The organism is Pseudomonas sp. UV AK001 (genome assembly GCF_046097675.1).
Lineage (GTDB): Bacteria > Pseudomonadota > Gammaproteobacteria > Pseudomonadales > Pseudomonadaceae > Aquipseudomonas > Aquipseudomonas kribbensis.
The window spans coordinates 199396-216001 of record NZ_JBJUVZ010000004.1; the positions used below are offsets into that span (position 1 = coordinate 199396).

13 protein-coding genes are annotated in these 16606 nt (G+C 60.1%); 6 read left to right on the forward strand and 7 right to left on the reverse strand.

Translation table 11 applies throughout. The annotated features are described in order from the left end of the window. Positions 1-98 precede the first annotated feature (98 nt). Entirely contained in the window at positions 99-1226 is a 1128-nt protein-coding gene (locus ACKLNA_RS14430; RefSeq protein WP_408986229.1) for a branched-chain amino acid ABC transporter substrate-binding protein, read from the reverse strand. A gap of 352 nt (positions 1227-1578) precedes the next feature. On the opposite strand from ACKLNA_RS14430, the gene ACKLNA_RS14435 reads away from it, so the two are divergent. Continuing rightward, positions 1579-1884: a DUF2288 domain-containing protein gene (locus ACKLNA_RS14435; RefSeq protein WP_096819503.1), complete on the forward strand. Its 306-nt coding sequence runs from the start codon at positions 1579-1581 to the stop codon at positions 1882-1884. Between the two features lie 302 nt (positions 1885-2186). On the opposite strand, the gene ACKLNA_RS14440 is transcribed toward ACKLNA_RS14435, so the two are convergent. Further along, positions 2187-4388: a hypothetical protein gene (locus ACKLNA_RS14440; RefSeq protein ID WP_085712961.1), complete on the reverse strand. Its 2202-nt coding sequence runs from the start codon at positions 4386-4388 to the stop codon at positions 2187-2189. A gap of 197 nt (positions 4389-4585) precedes the next feature. Between ACKLNA_RS14440 and ACKLNA_RS14445 the strand changes: the two genes are divergently transcribed. Further along, entirely contained in the window at positions 4586-5482 is an 897-nt protein-coding gene (locus tag ACKLNA_RS14445) for an NAD(P)-dependent oxidoreductase (protein WP_408986230.1), read from the forward strand. On the opposite strand, the gene ACKLNA_RS14450 is transcribed toward ACKLNA_RS14445, so the two are convergent. Together ACKLNA_RS14450 and ACKLNA_RS14455 are read right to left on the reverse strand one after the other, a co-directional pair. Beyond that, positions 5373-7655: a putative bifunctional diguanylate cyclase/phosphodiesterase gene (locus ACKLNA_RS14450; protein WP_408986231.1), complete on the reverse strand. Its 2283-nt coding sequence runs from the start codon at positions 7653-7655 to the stop codon at positions 5373-5375. The genes ACKLNA_RS14445 and ACKLNA_RS14450 overlap by 110 nt on opposite strands. 148 nt (positions 7656-7803) lie before the next feature. Further along, complete coding sequence (locus ACKLNA_RS14455; RefSeq protein ID WP_119427285.1) at positions 7804-8157, reverse strand: YkgJ family cysteine cluster protein; 354 nt, start codon at positions 8155-8157, stop codon at positions 7804-7806. Between the two features lie 302 nt (positions 8158-8459). On the opposite strand from ACKLNA_RS14455, the gene ACKLNA_RS14460 reads away from it, so the two are divergent. Further along, positions 8460-9809 (forward strand): MFS transporter, encoded by a 1350-nt coding sequence (locus ACKLNA_RS14460; RefSeq protein ID WP_119427253.1) that lies wholly within the window; start codon positions 8460-8462, stop codon positions 9807-9809. A gap of 67 nt (positions 9810-9876) precedes the next feature. Here ACKLNA_RS14460 and rapA read toward each other — a convergent pair whose 3' ends face one another. After that, positions 9877-12723 carry an RNA polymerase-associated protein RapA gene (gene rapA / locus ACKLNA_RS14465; protein WP_408986232.1) on the reverse strand — a complete coding sequence of 949 codons (2847 nt, stop codon included), beginning with the start codon at positions 12721-12723 and terminating at the stop codon, positions 9877-9879. Between the two features lie 241 nt (positions 12724-12964). Between rapA and ACKLNA_RS14470 the strand changes: the two genes are divergently transcribed. From ACKLNA_RS14470 to ccoM, 3 genes are all read left to right on the forward strand, one after another. After that, entirely contained in the window at positions 12965-13306 is a 342-nt protein-coding gene (locus ACKLNA_RS14470; protein WP_085712966.1) for an aspartate-semialdehyde dehydrogenase, read from the forward strand. A gap of 141 nt (positions 13307-13447) precedes the next feature. After that, positions 13448-13609 (forward strand): hypothetical protein, encoded by a 162-nt coding sequence (locus ACKLNA_RS14475; RefSeq protein ID WP_408986233.1) that lies wholly within the window; start codon positions 13448-13450, stop codon positions 13607-13609. 146 nt (positions 13610-13755) lie between these two features. Next, positions 13756-13872: a cytochrome c oxidase subunit CcoM gene (ccoM, locus tag ACKLNA_RS14480; protein WP_007959205.1), complete on the forward strand. Its 117-nt coding sequence runs from the start codon at positions 13756-13758 to the stop codon at positions 13870-13872. Between the two features lie 680 nt (positions 13873-14552). Here the strand turns inward: ccoM and ACKLNA_RS14485 are convergent. Then, positions 14553-16028, reverse strand: coding sequence for an inorganic phosphate transporter (locus ACKLNA_RS14485; protein ID WP_085712967.1), 1476 nt, complete (start codon positions 16026-16028; stop codon positions 14553-14555). A 376-nt stretch (positions 16029-16404) separates the two neighbouring features. Then, on the reverse strand, positions 16405-16605 hold the full coding sequence (locus ACKLNA_RS14490; RefSeq protein ID WP_007957826.1) for a hypothetical protein: 201 nt from the start codon (positions 16603-16605) through the stop codon (positions 16405-16407). Between the last annotated feature and the right edge of the window lies 1 nt (position 16606).

The window sequence follows — 16606 nt, forward strand, 5'->3', positions numbered from 1 at the left end:
GGGGAGACTGGCGGATCACGCCAGCGCGGCCCAATACATTCGTAAAACAAAGCCCACGGCACGCCGTGGGCTTTATTGGCAGTCAGTCAGGCAGCGCCTTACTGAGGCGAAACTTCGGTTTTAGGTTTGCCGAAGTGCCACTCGTAGACCACGAATTTGAAGTCCTTCAGGTCGCCCTTGGCGTCGAAGCTCAGGTCGCCGGTCGGGGTCTTGAAGGAGCCGGCGTGAATGGCAGCGGCCACTTTGGCAGGGTCTTCGGATTTGGCTGCAGTGATACCGCCGGCAATCACTTCAACTGCCGAGTAGGACGGGAACACGAACGGGCCGCTCGGGTCTTCTTTCTTGGCCTTGAATGCATCAGCCAGCGCAACGTTGGCCGGATCCTGGTCGAAGGACTTCGGCAGGGTCACCAGCAGGCCTTCGGACGCGTCCTTGGCGATCTGCGAGATGGAGTCGTTACCCACGCCTTCCGGACCCATGAACTTGGCTTTCAGGCCTTTTTCCTGGGACTGACGCAGGATCAGGCCCAGCTCCGGGTGGTAGCCGCCGTAGTAGACGAAGTCGACGTTGGCTTGCTTGAGTTTGGAGATGATCGAGGAGAAGTCCTTGTCGCCGGCGTTGACGCCTTCGAACACGGCGACTTTGACGCCTTTCTTCTCCAGAGTTGCCTTCACGGCGGTGGCGATGCCTTCACCGTATTGCTGTTTGTCGTGCAACACGGCAACGATTTTCGGCTTCACGTGATCGGCAATGTAGTTACCGGCGGCAGGGCCCTGGGCGCTGTCCAGACCGATGGTGCGGAACACCATTTTGTAACCACGATTGGTGATATCCGGGCTGGTGGCAGCCGGGGTGATCATGATCACGCCTTCGTCTTCGTAGATGTCGGAAGCAGGCTGAGTGGAGCTGGAGCACAGGTGACCGACCACGAACTTGACGCCGTCGTTGACGACCTTGTTCGCAACGGCTACCGCTTGTTTCGGGTCGCAAGCGTCATCGTATTCAACGGCTTCGAGCTTCTTGCCGTCGACGCCGCCCTTGGCGTTGATCTGCTCGATGGCCATTTTGGCGCCACTGAACTGCATGTCGCCGTACTGGGCTACCGGGCCGGTTTTAGGGCCGGCGATACCGATCTTGATGGTGTCAGCTGCGAACGAATGGCTGGCAACCCCGGCCAGTACCATAGCGGCAAACAGTTTGGAAATCTGCTTAGTAGCCTTAGTCATAGTGCTCCACTCTTACTGTTGTATTTTTTTAGAGTCCTGACGCCGTAGCAGCAGAACCGGGCTGGGTATCTTCGCGATACCGTCCGGAAATGCCCCCGGCAACTGTACCGGTACAGTGTAGAGCGCCGGTTGTTGGCCTGGGAAGCTGGCGCCCAGGGGCAAATTCTGGAGATGTCGCTTTAGTGAAAGAAAAAGACAGAATTGCGGCGGGGCTTTCTAAGGGCTTATGCCCCAATCATCAGCATTCCTTGGCTTTCCTGCGCTTTTCGTTCGGTACAGCCTTTTGCTATCGGGTTTTTCTGCCGAACCACCGACGTTATCATTCGCGCCGATTTCTTTTCCGGACAGTCCCATGAATCAAGAACCTAGCACCCTCTATGCCAAGCTGCTTGGTGAAACCGCATCTATTACCTGGAAGGAGCTGGAGCGCTTCTACGCCCAGGGTGCCCTATTGTGGGTCGACGCTGACCTGGATTTGATCGCCGTGGCCGAGGCCGTGGCATCGGATCAGGGCGAGAAAGTCGCTGCCTGGCTGGCTGAAGACAAGGTCGCCAAGCTGTCTGAAACGCGGGCGCTGGATATTTTCGAACGTGATCCGCAGATGTGGGCGGTGGTGGTCCGGCCGTGGATTCTGGTCCAGGAAAGGGCGTCGGCCTGAGGGATTGCACCTCGTTGGTGCGACAGACTGCCGGAAAAAAGTGTGTAGCCGAGTAGCGTGATGGCACGTTGCCGTAGAGAAATGCCACAAGCGTGCGTGGCATAACGGTGACGTAAACGTAACGGGCACAGTTTAGTAAGCAGCCTAACGGCTGCTTAATTGTTTCTGGATGTTGGAAAGGCTGAGCTGTGTGGCGTTTTCACGGGCCCCATCGCGAGCAAGCTCGCTCCCACAGGTTTTGTGCTCGACACGAACACTGTGGGAGCGAGTTTGCTCGCGAATGGCGGCGACGCGGTCTTGGATCAGACCGAGTAAGTCTTGCCGGTATGGTTGTTCAGCGAAATAACCTTGGTCTTGCCGATCCGGTGGCGATAAATCTCGCGCAGGTATTTGATCGACTTCTTCACGCAATCACGCGACAGACGAATGTCGTTGATCGAGACAAATTTCTCTTTGTCGTTGATCAGCTCGCGGTATTTCTTCTCGTACATCGGCTTGATCGCGTACCAGTTGGTATCGAGGATCTTCGCCGGGTTCTCGAATTCGTTGAGCAGGTCATCGATACGTTCTTCGTCGAATTCTTCATTGATGATGAAGTCGAGGATCGAGTTGTCGAGGGTCTCGTCGAAACGGTACGGATTCTTCGCGAAGCAACGCTTGATGAACGCCACGATCAGGGTCAGGAAGTCGTCCGACAGGCACGGGCTCTTGGCGATCAGGGTGGTCAGCGACAGGTTGGCCGAAGCACCGATCACCAGCGCGTAGCGCTTGAGCGTGGTGTTGGGGAACAGGCTGTTGAGGTGGGTCTTCAACCGGTTCAGGTCCATGTACGACAGCTTGTAGTCTTTCGGCAGCGAAACGATCGAGACCACCGACGAGCAGTTCTTGAAGAAGTGCAGGTCGTGCAGCGCGGCCGCGTCGTAGCCGGAATTCTTGTACTGCTCCAGCGACGCGCGATAACGCTTGGATTCGATCGGCAGCAGGCTGATGCCTTCGATGGCCTGGGTCACCTTGTTGAAGTGTGGCAAGTCGATCGAGCGGAAGAACAGATCATCGATGTTCAGGCGCTGTGGCTCTTTGTCGAACACCTTGAACTTGTCGCTGCTCGGCGGCGGGGTTTCCGGCACCACGGATTCGGCGTAGGCAATGGCGACCGGGCCGGCCAGGCTCATGAACAGGTCGTTGGCGTCCAGGCGAATGGTCTCGCCGATGTCGATGCCGGCGCGACGGAAATAGTTCTGGTCGTAGTCGGTGGTGACGGCCTGGGCCGTCAGAATGTTGAAGATCTGCTGCGAGATGTACTGGTTGGCGTGCTTCTCCATCGCATTGACATCAATGTTCTGGATGTTGCCGTCGTCGCTCTCTTCGGCGTAACGCATGATGTCGTTGGAGATCAGCATCATCGCGTTCCATGGGCGGATACGGCCCATGACGCTGGCTTCGCTGCTGTCTTCATTGGCGAAGTTGTACGAGAAATCCCATTCTTCCGACAGGTATTTGCACAGCAGGCGACCGGCGTTGATGTGCAGCGCCTCGGACATTTCGCTGCGGTGGTCGGAAATGTTCGGCAGCACGCAGATGCCGCTGGTGAAGATCGGCTCGAACACGAACGAATGACCGCTCTTGCCGTCATGTTCGTCCATCGGCTTGGTGTCGAACGTCTTGTTCATGTACGAGTGCTGCTGGGCCAGGCCGAATTCCGAGGCCATGCCCGAACCGGTACCGCCGCCGGCACTGAAGATCGAGAAGTACAGGCGCGACTGGTTGGCCTTGATGCCGCAGCTGTCGATCAGGTACGAGTGGATCATTTTCCAGTCGGGGCTGGAGAAGCGCTGGGTGTCCTTGTTCAGGATGATCTTCGCCAGGTACTGGCCGAGGATCGGCGCGTTACCGGCACCACCGGCGTGGACTTCGGACAAGTCCATGATCTTCATTTTGCTGTAGTCGCGCAGGAAGCCGCTTTTCTCGCCCTTGCGCGAGAAACGGATGCGTCCGGCAATATCCTTGTCCAGGTCGCCGAGCATTACCAGCGGCTCGACCAGGAACACCGGTTTGGTCGACTTGTTCGGGCCGATCCGCAGGTTCTGCTTGATCCACTGGGCCGGGCTGTAGCCTTTGTCGGAGGCCAGACGACGGTCAGCCACGCGGTCTTCGTTGTTGAATTCGTTGAGGTAGAACTTGCGCGCGTTGTACACCAGCTCCGCCACGTCGAGGGCGATGTTGGAGCCGCAGCGACCGAGGCCGATCAGGCACACCGACGGGAATTCCTGGTCGTTGTGCTGCTCGTTGTCGCCTTCCAGGTGCGGCGGACGCGGGAATACCAGGTCACGCAGGCCGTCGAGGTTGTCGAGGATGCGGTCAGTATTGGTTTCGGTGAAGTACAGGTATTGCTGGGTGCCCAGAGGGCGCGAGGGAGGTAATGGCTTCATCGGGGCAGGGCTGTTCGCCGCAGGGCTCAGGGTCAGATCGGATACCGCGGTGGCCGGATTGTTTTTAGAAGTCATTGTGCGCCATTTACCTGGACTGGTTGGCTCGGCGACCACTGTCGTCGAGCCTCACGGAATGGGAATCTCGCGTCTTTTTGCTGCGCGTATTTGGCCCGTGCGTCAGGTGCTTTGCCTGTGTGTCGCACGGGGGAATCCTTTCCTGATTGATGATGGATCGGCCATTATTCGGCGATCTTTAATCAAAAGGAGGCTAAATGATGTCAACGCTACCTTCGTTGGGGTTTGCCGGAATCGGCCTGATGGGGCTGCCGATGTGCCGGCGTCTGCTGGCGGCGGGTTATCCGCTGACCGTGTGGAACCGCAACCCGGCCAAGTGCGCGCCGCTGGTGGAGGCGGGTGCCCGGCAAGTCGCGACCCCGGCCGAACTGTGCGGGCAGGCCGACGTGGTGATGCTCTGCCTGGCCGATACGGCGGTGGTCCGCGAGGTGGTGTTTGGCCCGGCCGGTGTTGCTGAAGGCGCAAGGAACGGTCAGTTGCTGGTGGACTTTTCCAGCCTTGAACCGACGGCGACTCGCGAGATGGCAGCAGAACTGGCGCAAAAGACCGGCATGGCCTGGCTCGACTCACCGGTGTCCGGCGGCGTCGTTGGCGCGGAGGCTGGCAGCCTGGCGATCATGGTCGGTGGTGATGCTGCAGATCTTGATCGGGTTCGCCCGATGCTGCTCGCCCTCGGTCAGCGCGTCACGCACATGGGCGGGATCGGCGCCGGCCAGGTGACCAAGGCCTGCAATCAAATGATCGTTGCCTGTAATGCGCTGGTGATTGCCGAAGTGGTCGCGCTGGCCGAACAGTCCGGGGTCGACGCCAGCCTGATTGCCGAGGCGCTGGCCGGTGGTTTTGCCGATTCGAAGCCGCTGCAGATCCTCGCCCCGCAAATGGCCGAAAGCCGTTTCGAACCGGTGAAATGGCACGTGCGCACGCTGCTCAAGGATCTCGATACGGCGGTGAAGTTTTCCCGTGAAGTCGGCTCGGCCACGCCAATCAGCGGATTGGCCGCACAACTGATGCGCCTCCATGGGGCGCAGGGCTTTTTGGAGAGAGATCCATCGACACTGGTGAAAATGTACCGCGAGCCAGCGTCAGCGGATTGACCGAGTGGGCGTGTTTGCGCTGGTTGATCTCTTCGAGAACCGCGCGCAATTCGTGCAGCGGCACCGGACGGCTGAGCAGATAACCCTGAATGAAGTCGCAGCCGGAACGCTCGAGGAATTCGTATTGCTCCAGGCTTTCCACGCCTTCGGTGACGACCTGCAAGTGCAGGGTGTGGGCCATGACGATGATCGCCTGGACGATTTCCATGTCGGCGGTGGCCTTGGGAATGTCGAGAATGAACGAGCGGTCGACCTTCAAGGTGTTGAGCGGCAGACGCTTGAGATAGGCCAGGGACGAATAACCGGTGCCGAAGTCATCGATCGATAGCGACACACCCAGGGCGCGGATCTGCCGCAACAGCACCAGCGTATTGGCGATGTTGCCCATCAGGGCGTTTTCGGTCACCTCCAGCTCAAGGCGTTCGGGGGCGACGCCGGCGCTGCGCAAGGCGCGTTCGATTTCATTGGCCAGTTCTTCCCGGGCCAGATTCAGGGGGGAGCAGTTCCAGGCGATCTTCAGGTCATCGCAGCCGTGGCGCGACAATTCACCCAGGTCTTCGCAGGCCTTGCGCAGCACCCAGTTGTCGAGCTCGGCGATCAGCCCGTTGTTTTCGGCGATGGCGATAAAACGATCCGGGGTCAGCAGGCCATGTACCGGATGCTGCCAGCGAATCAGCGCTTCGAGCTTGGTGACCTTGCCGGTCTTCAGTTCGAATATCGGCTGGTAATACAGCATCAACCCGTTCTCTTCGCGCAGCGCATGACGCAGTTCTTCCTCCAGTTGCAGTTCCAGGCTCGCACGGTTTTTCAGGTTGGAATCGAAAAAGTGCACGCCGTTGCGCCCGGCGCCCTTGGATTGATACAGCGCCAGGTCCGCGTGCTTGAGCAGTTCATCGCAGGTGGTGCCGTCTTCGGGAAACAGGCTGATGCCGATGCTGGTGGTCATCACCATGCGCCGCCCGGCCAGTTCGATCGGCTCCTTCATCTTGAGCATGATGCGCTGGGCCAGGTTGCGTGCTTCTTCGCGGTCGCGCAGGCCAATGAGAATGCAGAACTCATCACCGCCGAAACGGGCGACCACGTCTTCGTGGCCACGTACCGATCCCTTGATGTGCTGGGCGATGACCTTGAGCAACTCGTCACCGGCATCATGACCGAGGCTGTCATTGATGCGCTTGAAGTGGTCGATGTCGAGAAACATCACCGCGAGCATGCCGCCCTCGGTGGATTTCTGGCTGAGCTTTTCGGCAAAGAGCTGGTTGAAGCCGCGACGGTTGATCAGGTTGGTCAGGGCGTCGTAATTGGCGGCCTGTTGCAGCGACATCCGCGCCTGATCGAGCTGGCTGAGCAACATGTTGACCCGGCGCAGGTCTTGCTCCTTGTTCTGCAGTTTCTTGTCGGCGAGTGCGGCGCTGATGGCGCTGCCGAGGATCAGCAGGGTGATGAAGGCGACGGTGAGCCCCAGCTGCAGGTGGCTGGTTTCGGCCCTCAGTGTGGGAATGCTTCCCTCCGGCAGGACCAGATGCAATGCCGCCATGCCGGTGAAATGCATGCTGATGATGCCGGCCCCGAGAATCAGGGTGGCCACGTATTTGAGCATCTGGTTGTGCAGGCCGCTGCCTTCACGCAAATTCCCGGCCACCCACAGCGCGGCGAAACTGGCACCGATGGCAATCAGGATCGACAGACCGAACAGGGTTGGCTCGTAGTAGGCGGTGGCGGCGGACTGCATGGCGGCCATGCCGACGTAATGCATGCCGGCAATGCCCAGGCCGATGACGATGGCGGTCTTGAAGTATTGCAGCAGGCTGGGCTGCGGTTCGCTGAGGGTGTGCATCGCCAGCCAGGAGGCCAGCACGGCGATCACCAGGGAGAACAGGGTAATGGCCAGGTCGTACTGGATGTCGATCGGAGTCTGGAACGCCAGCATGCTGATGAAATGCATGGCCCAGATGCCGCCGGCCAGGCAAGTGGCGCCGATCCAGCGCCAGAGCCGGCGCGATCCGGGGTCTTCGGCATGGCCGACGCGTTCCGCCATGTCGAGGGTGGCGAAACTCGCGGCGCACGCCACCAGATAGGCGACCAGCACCAGCAAGGGGTTGTGTGTGCAATTGAGGATGACCTGCCCGCTCTCCGGCAGCTCGGCAACAAACTGCAAACCAAGCCACTCCATAGCATGCCCCGTCTCTGAGTGCTTCCTTACTGCGTCATCAACGCAGGCGAATGAATGCAGTATAGAGGCCGATTTCGGGGCGCAAGCCGTGGTGGCACATTGGTTCTAATGATTTTGGCATGAGCGCCATAGCGATTGGCGCTAAGGCTCAGGCGACCTCGTTCCAGTGCGGTTGCAACGGCGGCAGGCCGAAACGGGCGCGGGCCTTGTCACAGTCAATGTTTTGTTCACCGTTTTCCCACGATGCCTCGAACTCGCGGCAGGGGCTGGAGCGCTTGTCGTAGATCGTGCAGCTCACGGCCTTTCCGACTTCGCCTTCCAGCGCGGTGCAGCGTGGCGCCTTGCGGTCGGTACCGATCATGGCGACCCGGCTGGGCGTGATCTGGGTGACCAGTTCATCAGGTACGGTTCCGCCGGAGGATGCGCATTCACCCCAGAAAAATGACACACGAAAATGGGAACAGCAGGCACCGCAATTCAGACACGGACTGACATCGGACATGGGAGGGGCATCAAAGGGATTGATCGGCTGGATCCGGACGGATCCGGCGGCCATTCTAGGCTTTGCCACGGCGTTGGGAAGGGGGGCGCGAAAGTATTTTTTCATTGCCGGATTTTTCCGCAAAACCCCCGGTTTTCGGGGGAATCTAGCCTTTTCAAGGGCTTACGTTTCGTTACAGTGCCATGGGTCAACATCAGCCTGACGAATGATGACAGACAGGTCCTACCTGCCTGACTAGATTGCAGGTTCCGGGCTCGGATGCGTCGGCAGTGAAGCCCTATAACAATAAAAGAGACGGACCCATGCAGAACTCGACCCAAGCGGCGAATGCCTGGCGCATTCTGTTCCTGTTGTTCCTCGCCAACCTGTTCAATTTCTTCGATCGCACCATCCCGGCGATCATCATCGAGCCGATCCGCATGGAATGGCACCTCAGCGACTTTCAGCTGGGGATCGTCGGCACCGCGTTCACCATCGTCTACGCGATTGCCGGCCTGCCGCTGGGGCGCATGGCCGACACCGGCTCGCGCAGCAAACTGATGGGCTGGGGCCTGGCGACCTGGAGCGCGCTGACGGCGGTCAACGGTCTGGTCGGCAGTTTCTGGAGTTTTCTGCTGGTGCGCATGGGCATCGGCATCGGCGAGGCCAGTTACGCGCCGGCGGCCAACTCGCTGATCGGTGACCTGTTCCCGGCCCACCGTCGGGCGCGAGCCATGGGCATCTTCATGCTGGGCCTGCCATTGGGGCTGCTGCTGGCGTTCTTCACCATCGGTGCGATGGTCAAGGCCTTTGACAGCTGGCGTGCACCATTCTTTATCGCCGCGGTGCCGGGGCTGCTGCTGGCGGTGTTCATGTTCTTCATCAAGGAACCCAAGCGCGGTGCAGCGGAAACCGTGCAGGTGTCGCAAGAGAAAGTCGACAAGCCGATCCGCCGGGTGCTGGCGGTGCCGACGTTCCTGTGGCTGGTGCTGGCGGGGCTGTGCTTCAACTTTGCGACTTATGCCTGCAACTCGTTTCTGGTGCCGATGCTGCAGCGCTATTTCCTGATGCCATTGCAGGAGGCGGCGGTGGCCACCGGGATGATCGTCGGGGTGACCGGCTTGATCGGCCTGACCCTGGGCGGCTGGATCGCCGACAAGATTCACCAGCGCGTGGCCAGCGGCCGGCTGTTGTTTGCGGCGTTCAGTCTGATCATCTCGACGGTGTGCACCGCTTGGGCGCTGCATGCCGGACGGATCGAGATCGGTGTGTTTGTCGCGCTGTTCAGTGTCGGCTGGCTGTTTGCCTATAACTTCTACACCTGCGTCTACACGGCGATTCAGGACGTGGTCGAACCGCGCCTGCGGGCCACGGCGATGGCGCTGTTCTTTGCCGGGCTGTATCTGCTCGGCGGCGGTCTGGGGCCGGTAGTTGTGGGTGGTTTGTCGGATCACTTTGCCAAGTCGGCGATGATTTCGGCGGGTGCCGAGCAGATGACCGAGGCGTTCAAGGCTGTCGGCCTGCATGACGCGATGTACCTGATCCCGGTGGCGCTGTTCTTTACGATGGTGTTTCTGTTTCTGGCATCGCGGTGTTTTGTCCGGGATGCCAAGCGGATGAAGGAGGGGTTGTCGGCAGTGGTGGAGCCGGATGGCGCAGCGGTGACTGCGTAACCTCAGACAAACAAAAAGGCCCGCATCGCTGCGGGCCTTTTCGTTTTTGGCGATGGAGCAGGGCGGTTTAGCCTGCGACCAGCACCCGGATCGCTTCCAGTCGCAGCGCAGCCTTGTCGAGCATGGCCAGGCCTTGCTCGCGCTGTTTGCGCAGGGCCACCAGCTCGCTGTCGCGCACGGTCGGGTTGACCGCCTGCAACGCGGTCAGGCGCGCCAGTTCTTCATCGGTATCGGCTGCCAGACGACGGCGGGCCTCGGCCACGCGCTCGGCGTGACGCGGGGTGACCTTGTCTTCACCGGCGTTGATCCGTGGCGTCAACTGATCGCGCTGAGCCTGGATGAACTTGTTGGCGCTGGCGCGAGGTACGCTTTCCAGCTGATCGTTCAGGGTTTCGAACGCCACACGGGCCGACAGGTCGTTGCCGTTGGCATCGAGCAGGCAGCGCAGGGCGGCCGGTGGCAGGTAACGGCCCAGTTGCAGCGAGCGCGGCGCAACCACTTCGCTGACGTACAGCAGTTCCAGCAGTACGGTGCCCGGCTTCAACGCCTTGTTCTTGATCAGCGCGACGGCGGTGTTGCCCATCGAACCGGACAGCACCAGGTCCATGCCGCCCTGCACCATCGGGTGTTCCCAGGTGATGAACTGCATGTCTTCGCGCGACAGCGCCTGGTTGCGGTCGTAGGTGATGGTCACGCCTTCGTCGTCGCCCAGCGGGAAACTGGCGTCGAGCATCTTCTCGCTCGGCTTGAGGATCAGGGCGTTTTCCGAATGGTCTTCGCTGTCGATGCCGAAGGCGTCGAACAGGGTTTCCATGTAGATCGGCAGGGCGAACTGGTCGTCCTGTTCCAGAATCGCCTCGACCAGTGCTTCACCTTCGCCGGCGCCGCCGGAGTTCAGTTCCAGCAGACGGTCGCGACCGGTGTGCAGCTCGGCTTCCAGACGCTCGCGCTCGGTGCGTGCTTCGTCGATCAGCGTCTGCCACTCGCCGTCGTCAGCCTCTTCGAGCAGCGGCAGCAGGCGCGGGCCGAACTGATGCTGCAAGGCGTTGCCGGTCGGGCAGGTATTGAGGAATGCGTTCAGCGCTTCGTGATACCACTGGAACAGACGCTCTTGCGGGCTGGTTTCCAGGTACGGCACGTGCAGTTCGATGATGTGTTTCTGGCCGATCCGGTCCAGACGACCGATCCGCTGCTCCAGCAGGTCCGGGTGCGACGGCAGATCGAACAGCACCAGGTGGTGAGCGAACTGGAAGTTGCGACCTTCACTGCCGATTTCCGAGCAGATCAGCACCTGTGCGCCAAACTCTTCGTCGGCGAAGTAGGCGGCGGCGCGGTCACGCTCGAGGATGTTCATGCCTTCATGGAACACCGTGGCCGGGATGCCGGAACGCACGCGCAGGGCGTCTTCCAGGTCCATCGCGGTTTCGGCGTGGGCGCAGATCACCAGCACTTTGGTGCGTTTGAGCATTTTCAGCTGATCGATCAGCCACTCGACGCGCGGGTCGAATTTCCACCAGCGTTCTTCTTCGCTGGCGTCCGGTTGGGCCTGGAAGCTGACTTCCGGATACAGCTCGGCGTGATCGCCCAGTGGCAGTTCGAGGTATTCGTCCGGGCACGGCAGCGGGTACGGGTGCAGCTTGCGCTCCGGGAAACCCTGCACGGCGGCGCGGGTGTTACGGAACAGCACGCGGCCGGTGCCGTGGCGGTCAAGCAGTTCACGCACGAGGCGGGCGCTGGCTTCGGTGTCGCCATCGTTGACGGCGGTCAGCAGGGCTTCGCCTTCGTTGCCGAGGAAACCGTGAATGGTCTTGTGCGCTTCGGCCGAGAGGCGGCCCTTGTCCAGCAGCTCCTGAACGGCTTCGGCCACCGGGCGATAGTTCTCGCTTTCGGCGCGGAAGGCAGCCAGGTCATGAAAACGGTTCGGGTCGAGCAGGCGCAGGCGGGCGAAGTGGCTGTCCTGGCCGAGTTGTTCCGGGGTGGCGGTAAGCAGCAGCACGCCCGGGATCGTCTCGGCAAGCTGCTCGACCAAGGAGTATTCCGGGCTGACCTTGTCTTCGTGCCACACCAGGTGGTGCGCTTCGTCGACCACCATCAGGTCCCAGCCGGCGGCGAACAGCGCGTCCTGGGCCTTTTCGTCTTCGACCAGCCACTCCAGGGCCACCAGGGCCAGCTGGGTGTCTTCGAACGGGTTGGAGGCATCGCTTTCGATGAAGCGTTCTTCGTCGAACAGCGCAACCTGCAGGTTGAAACGGCGGCGCATTTCCACCAGCCATTGGTGCTGGAGGTTTTCCGGCACCAGGATCAGCACGCGATTGGCGCGGCCGGAGAGCAACTGGCGATGGATCACCAGACCGGCTTCGATGGTCTTGCCCAGGCCCACTTCGTCCGCCAGCAATACCCGTGGCGCGATGCGGTCGGCGACTTCACGGGCAATGTGCAACTGGTGCGCGATCGGCTGCGCACGCACGCCGCCCAGGCCCCACAGGGAGGACTGCAACTGGCGGCTGGTGTGTTCCAGGGTGTGGTAGCGCAGGGAGAACCACGACAGCGGGTCGATCTGCCCGGCGAACAGACGGTCGCTGGCCAGACGGAACTGGATGAAGTTCGACAGCTGGGTTTCCGGCAGGGTGACGGCTTCGTTCTCGGCGTTCAGGCCGTGGTAGACGAGCAGGCCATCGGCATCCTCGACTTCGCGCACGGTCATCTTCCAGCCTTCGAAGTGAGTGATGGAGTCGCCCGGCGAGAATCGCACGCGGGTCAAAGGCGCATTCCTTAGCGCGTACTGGCGGGTTTCGCCAGTGGCCGGGTAAAGCACGGTCAACAAGCGGCCGTCCTGTGCCAGAACGGTGCCTAAACCAAGCTCTGCTTCGCTGTCACTGATCCAGCGTTGCCCCGGTTGATACTGCTGCGCCATGCTGCCTGACTCCCACCTTGAAAAAGCGGGCTATCTTAACGGAATGAGGCCCTGAGGCCAAAGGATTAGGCGTCGCGTACGGCTATTAAATGCCGACGGCCGACTGAGGGAAGATTAGGTCATGCGTCGGTTTCAGGAGCGCTGGCGGCACGATTGAGTGCCAACCCGGTCACAAGTTTTCGACCGATGGCTCAAGGCCCCGATGCCGCAGCCGATAGCCTGCTGACAGGAGACCCTTCATATGCTGCCACCGATGCTCCCCCTGAGCGCCGTGCCGATCACATCCCAGCAGGACCCGATCCGCCAGCGGCCGGACATTCCCCCGGTGGTGCCTGTGCAGGAAAGCTCCAACGAAAGCACCATCGACCTGCAAAAGCGCGACCCGGAAGAAGACGGTTATCTGCTGCGCGAAGAACAGCGGCGCCAGCAGGAGCGTGAGCGTCGCAAGCGCGAAGCCGATGAAGATCCGGAAGAACACCTCGCCGTGCCGGGCACCGAACTCAATGCCGACAACACTGTGCCGGTGGTGCCGCTGATGGAAGACCAGCCGCGTCAGGGCTTGTGGGTCGACATCGAGATCTGAGGCTGTCCGACCATCGCGTCTTGAATACACGATTTGTTGTACGTCGATGGCTGGTCAGCGCCGGCCCGAGGCCGCATTATTGGCGCAGTCCTGTCGGCGATCCGGCAGTTGTGATTCAGTCCAAGCGATGCATCGAACGCCATGAGCCAAGACGACAAACTGATCGACCTCAGCACCGAACGCGCCAAGCGGGTTCACGACCTCAACGAAAAACGCCTGAATGAAGTGCGCAAGGCCTTCGAACAGGCCATGCCGTTGGGAAAAACGAAGAAAAAGTCGAAAAACAAACCGAAAAAGCGTTGATCTCCCCCTGTATCCGTTGATGCAGGTCAGTTATTTCCCTTCCTTTCCTACGCACCTTGACCGGCATTGATCCCGGTCAATTCCTGTGCCTGCCTGATTGGTTAACTTAGCTCCATCGCAGCAAAGCAGGGGCCAGGAGGCCAGTCATGTTTTTCGATAACGTGGTGTTTGCCGGGGTTCTGACGGTGGGGCTCATGGTTCTGTTTTTTGCAGGGTTTGGATTTTTTATCTGGAAGGATGCGAATAAGCGCAAGAAGCCTTAGTTCTTCCGGGTTTGATGAGCACGCAAGGCATTTTGGGCAACTTCGGTTGCCCTTTTTTTTGTGTCTTGGCGGCCTTTGGGCCGACCATGCTTTGGGTGTTCTTTGTGAATATCCGTTGCTTCGGGTGTTGCGGCTGGCGGTTTCGCTCTTACAGCGAGTCACTTTTTTCAAACGCCAAAAAAGTAACCAAAAACGCTGGGCCCCGGCGTACGGCACCTCGCTGAGGCTCGGCGTTCCTTCGTTCCGGGATTCATCCGGGGGCATCGCCTACGGTTTGCTTCGCTGCACCTCCTCTCGATGTGTTCGACTTCGTCGAACGGCGCTTCGCGCCCACCCCCGGATGAATCCCTCCACTCAGCCTGCCGAATGGGCCAGCACGTCAAAAGCGGTACTCGAGCTAACGCTCATTGTGTTGAGTGGTGGGAAGCCAAAGCCAAAGCCAAAGCAGGTGCGGGATGTGGGTTTTTGAGGACCGGAGTTCACCTCGGTATCTCACGTCGGCGTACCTTGCTCAATCAACTCGGTCGGCTCCCTCTCCCTACGGGCGGTCCGACGTTTCGGGAGGGCTGGGGTGAGGGCGCTTTTGATGTTTATCATTCTCAGGCTCTTCATTCCCTTTCTAAAACCAACAAAAAAGGCGTGATCCTCTCGAATCACGCCTTTTTCATTACCACGATCTATCAGCTACCCAGCGCCTTCGACGCCAGCCAGAACAAGCCGGCCGACAGGGCCACTGTGGCCGGCAGGGTCAGGACCCAGGCCAGCAGGATGGTTTTCACCGTGCCGCCTTGCAGGCCGCTTTTGTTGGCGACCATGGTGCCGGCCACGCCCGAGGAAAGGACGTGGGTGGTGGACACCGGCAGGCTGAAGATGTTGGCCAGGCCGATCATGCTCGCAGCGGTGATCTGTGCCGACATGCCCTGGGCGTAGGTCATGCCTTGCTTGCCGATTTTCTCGCCGATGGTCAGGACCACGCGTTTCCAGCCGATCATGGTGCCCAGGCCCAGGGCCAGGGCGACCGCCAGAATCACCCAGAACGGGGCGTATTCGGTGGTGGTGGTCAGGTCTTTGCGCAGCTTGTCCAGGTCGGCCTTTTCTCGAGCCTCAAGGCCCGGGAGTTTGGCGACTTTCTTCGCGGTGTCGTCCAGGCAGAGCAGGTAGCGGCGCACTTCGATGCGGCTTTCCGCCGGCAGCGAGTGGTAGTCCGATACACCTTTGAGGGTGTGGAGCAGGGCGGAAATGGTCGGTTCGGTCTGCTGCGGGTTGCAGCGGAATTTCTCCGGCAGGTCGCCTTCTACGCTTTTGCCCAGGGCCAGGAACTCGCCAAGGGTGGCGGCGTTGCGCTGGTAGAACTGGCTCAGGTGCAGGGTCGCGTCACGGGTGCGTTCGATCTGATAGGTGGTGCTGTTCAGGTCGAGCACGAACTGCGCAGGCACGATACCGATCAGGACCAGCATGATCAGGCCGATGCCTTTCTGACCATCGTTGGAGCCGTGCACGAAGCTCATGGCCATGGCGGACATCACCAGCACCAGGCGATTCCAGAACGGTGGATGTTTCTTGTCGTCGATCTTGCGGCGTTGTTCCGGCGTCTTGTGCATCTTCGACAGCGGGCGCCACCACTTCAGGCCGATCAGCACCAGTGCGGCCACCAGGAAGCCAGCCATCGGCGAGAACACCAGCGAAGCACCGATATCGATCGCTTTCTGCCAGTTCACGCCATCACCCAGCGGAATGTCGTTGATCAGGGCGTTGGCCAGGCCGACACCGAGGATCGAACCGATCAGGGTGTGGGAGCTGGAGGCCGGGATACCGAAGTACCAGGTGCCCAGGTTCCAGGCGATGGCGGCGGCGAGCAGCGAGAACACCATTGCCAGACCATGGCCGGTGTTCACGTTGATCAACAGTTCTACCGGCAGCAGGTGGACGATGGCATACGCCACGCCGACGCCGCCCAGCAATACGCCGAGGAAGTTGAACACGCCCGAGAAGAACACCGCCAGGTGAGGCGGCATCGCTTTGGTGTAGATAACAGTGGCTACCGCGTTAGCGGTGTCATGAAATCCATTGATGAACTCGAAGGCGAGGACAAATGTCAGGGCGAGCAGGAGGCTCACAAGCACCCAGGCATCCAGTCCGCTGAATAAATCGATCATGAAGGTTTTCTGACCCGGTCATAAGGGGGCGCGATTATGCCAGAAAAGACTGGAAATCGATCCCCTACCTGCTCATCGGTAACCTTCTTCGCCAAATTAATTTGTATCAAGGTGCATTGCCCGAGCTTTTTGCAGGGTTTTGCAAGCTATTGATTAGGTTGATAAAAATACAATAAGACGGCTTGTTGGCCGGTGTGCGGGAGGGTACAGCGGCTTGTATGAAATATCTGAGAAACGTGTCTGACATGCTCCAAACCTGTGCAATACAGGGAGAGTTGGCCGCTGCCCGCGGGTAGCGGGCGCGCAAGGCATCGTCAGTCCACCGTGCTTGTAACCCGGTGAGTACGCTTACCCTCGAAAGTCTCAAAGGAAGGCATCAAGGCTCCTCGGCTTTGAGTTCCTCTTCCATTTTTTTCAGTTCTTGCTGGAAGACCTGATCCTGAACGGTGGGGCGTTTACGCCATGCTTTGCGTTCCGGTTCCGGCTGAGCGGCGTAGGTGGTGACTTCCCCGCCGTAAACTTCCTTGTAACGTTGTTCCTGGCGCTCAAGTTCCGCGCGCAGTTCGTCTTTCGTCACA

Excerpts from the sequence above, each read along its gene's own strand:
- ACKLNA_RS14430 (WP_408986229.1), bottom strand. The coding sequence starts at position 1,226 with ATGACTAAGGCTACTAAGCAGATTTCCAAACTGTTTGCCGCTATGGTA.
- ACKLNA_RS14435 (WP_096819503.1), top strand. The coding sequence starts at position 1,579 with ATGAATCAAGAACCTAGCACCCTCTATGCCAAGCTGCTTGGTGAAACC.
- ACKLNA_RS14440 (WP_085712961.1), bottom strand. The coding sequence starts at position 4,388 with ATGACTTCTAAAAACAATCCGGCCACCGCGGTATCCGATCTGACCCTG.
- ACKLNA_RS14445 (WP_408986230.1), top strand. The coding sequence starts at position 4,586 with ATGATGTCAACGCTACCTTCGTTGGGGTTTGCCGGAATCGGCCTGATG.
- ACKLNA_RS14450 (WP_408986231.1), bottom strand. The coding sequence starts at position 7,655 with ATGGAGTGGCTTGGTTTGCAGTTTGTTGCCGAGCTGCCGGAGAGCGGG.
- ACKLNA_RS14455 (WP_119427285.1), bottom strand. The coding sequence starts at position 8,157 with ATGTCCGATGTCAGTCCGTGTCTGAATTGCGGTGCCTGCTGTTCCCAT.
- ACKLNA_RS14460 (WP_119427253.1), top strand. The coding sequence starts at position 8,460 with ATGCAGAACTCGACCCAAGCGGCGAATGCCTGGCGCATTCTGTTCCTG.
- rapA (WP_408986232.1), bottom strand. The coding sequence starts at position 12,723 with ATGGCGCAGCAGTATCAACCGGGGCAACGCTGGATCAGTGACAGCGAA.
- ACKLNA_RS14470 (WP_085712966.1), top strand. The coding sequence starts at position 12,965 with ATGCTGCCACCGATGCTCCCCCTGAGCGCCGTGCCGATCACATCCCAG.
- ACKLNA_RS14475 (WP_408986233.1), top strand. The coding sequence starts at position 13,448 with ATGAGCCAAGACGACAAACTGATCGACCTCAGCACCGAACGCGCCAAG.
- ccoM (WP_007959205.1), top strand. The coding sequence starts at position 13,756 with ATGTTTTTCGATAACGTGGTGTTTGCCGGGGTTCTGACGGTGGGGCTC.
- ACKLNA_RS14485 (WP_085712967.1), bottom strand. The coding sequence starts at position 16,028 with ATGATCGATTTATTCAGCGGACTGGATGCCTGGGTGCTTGTGAGCCTC.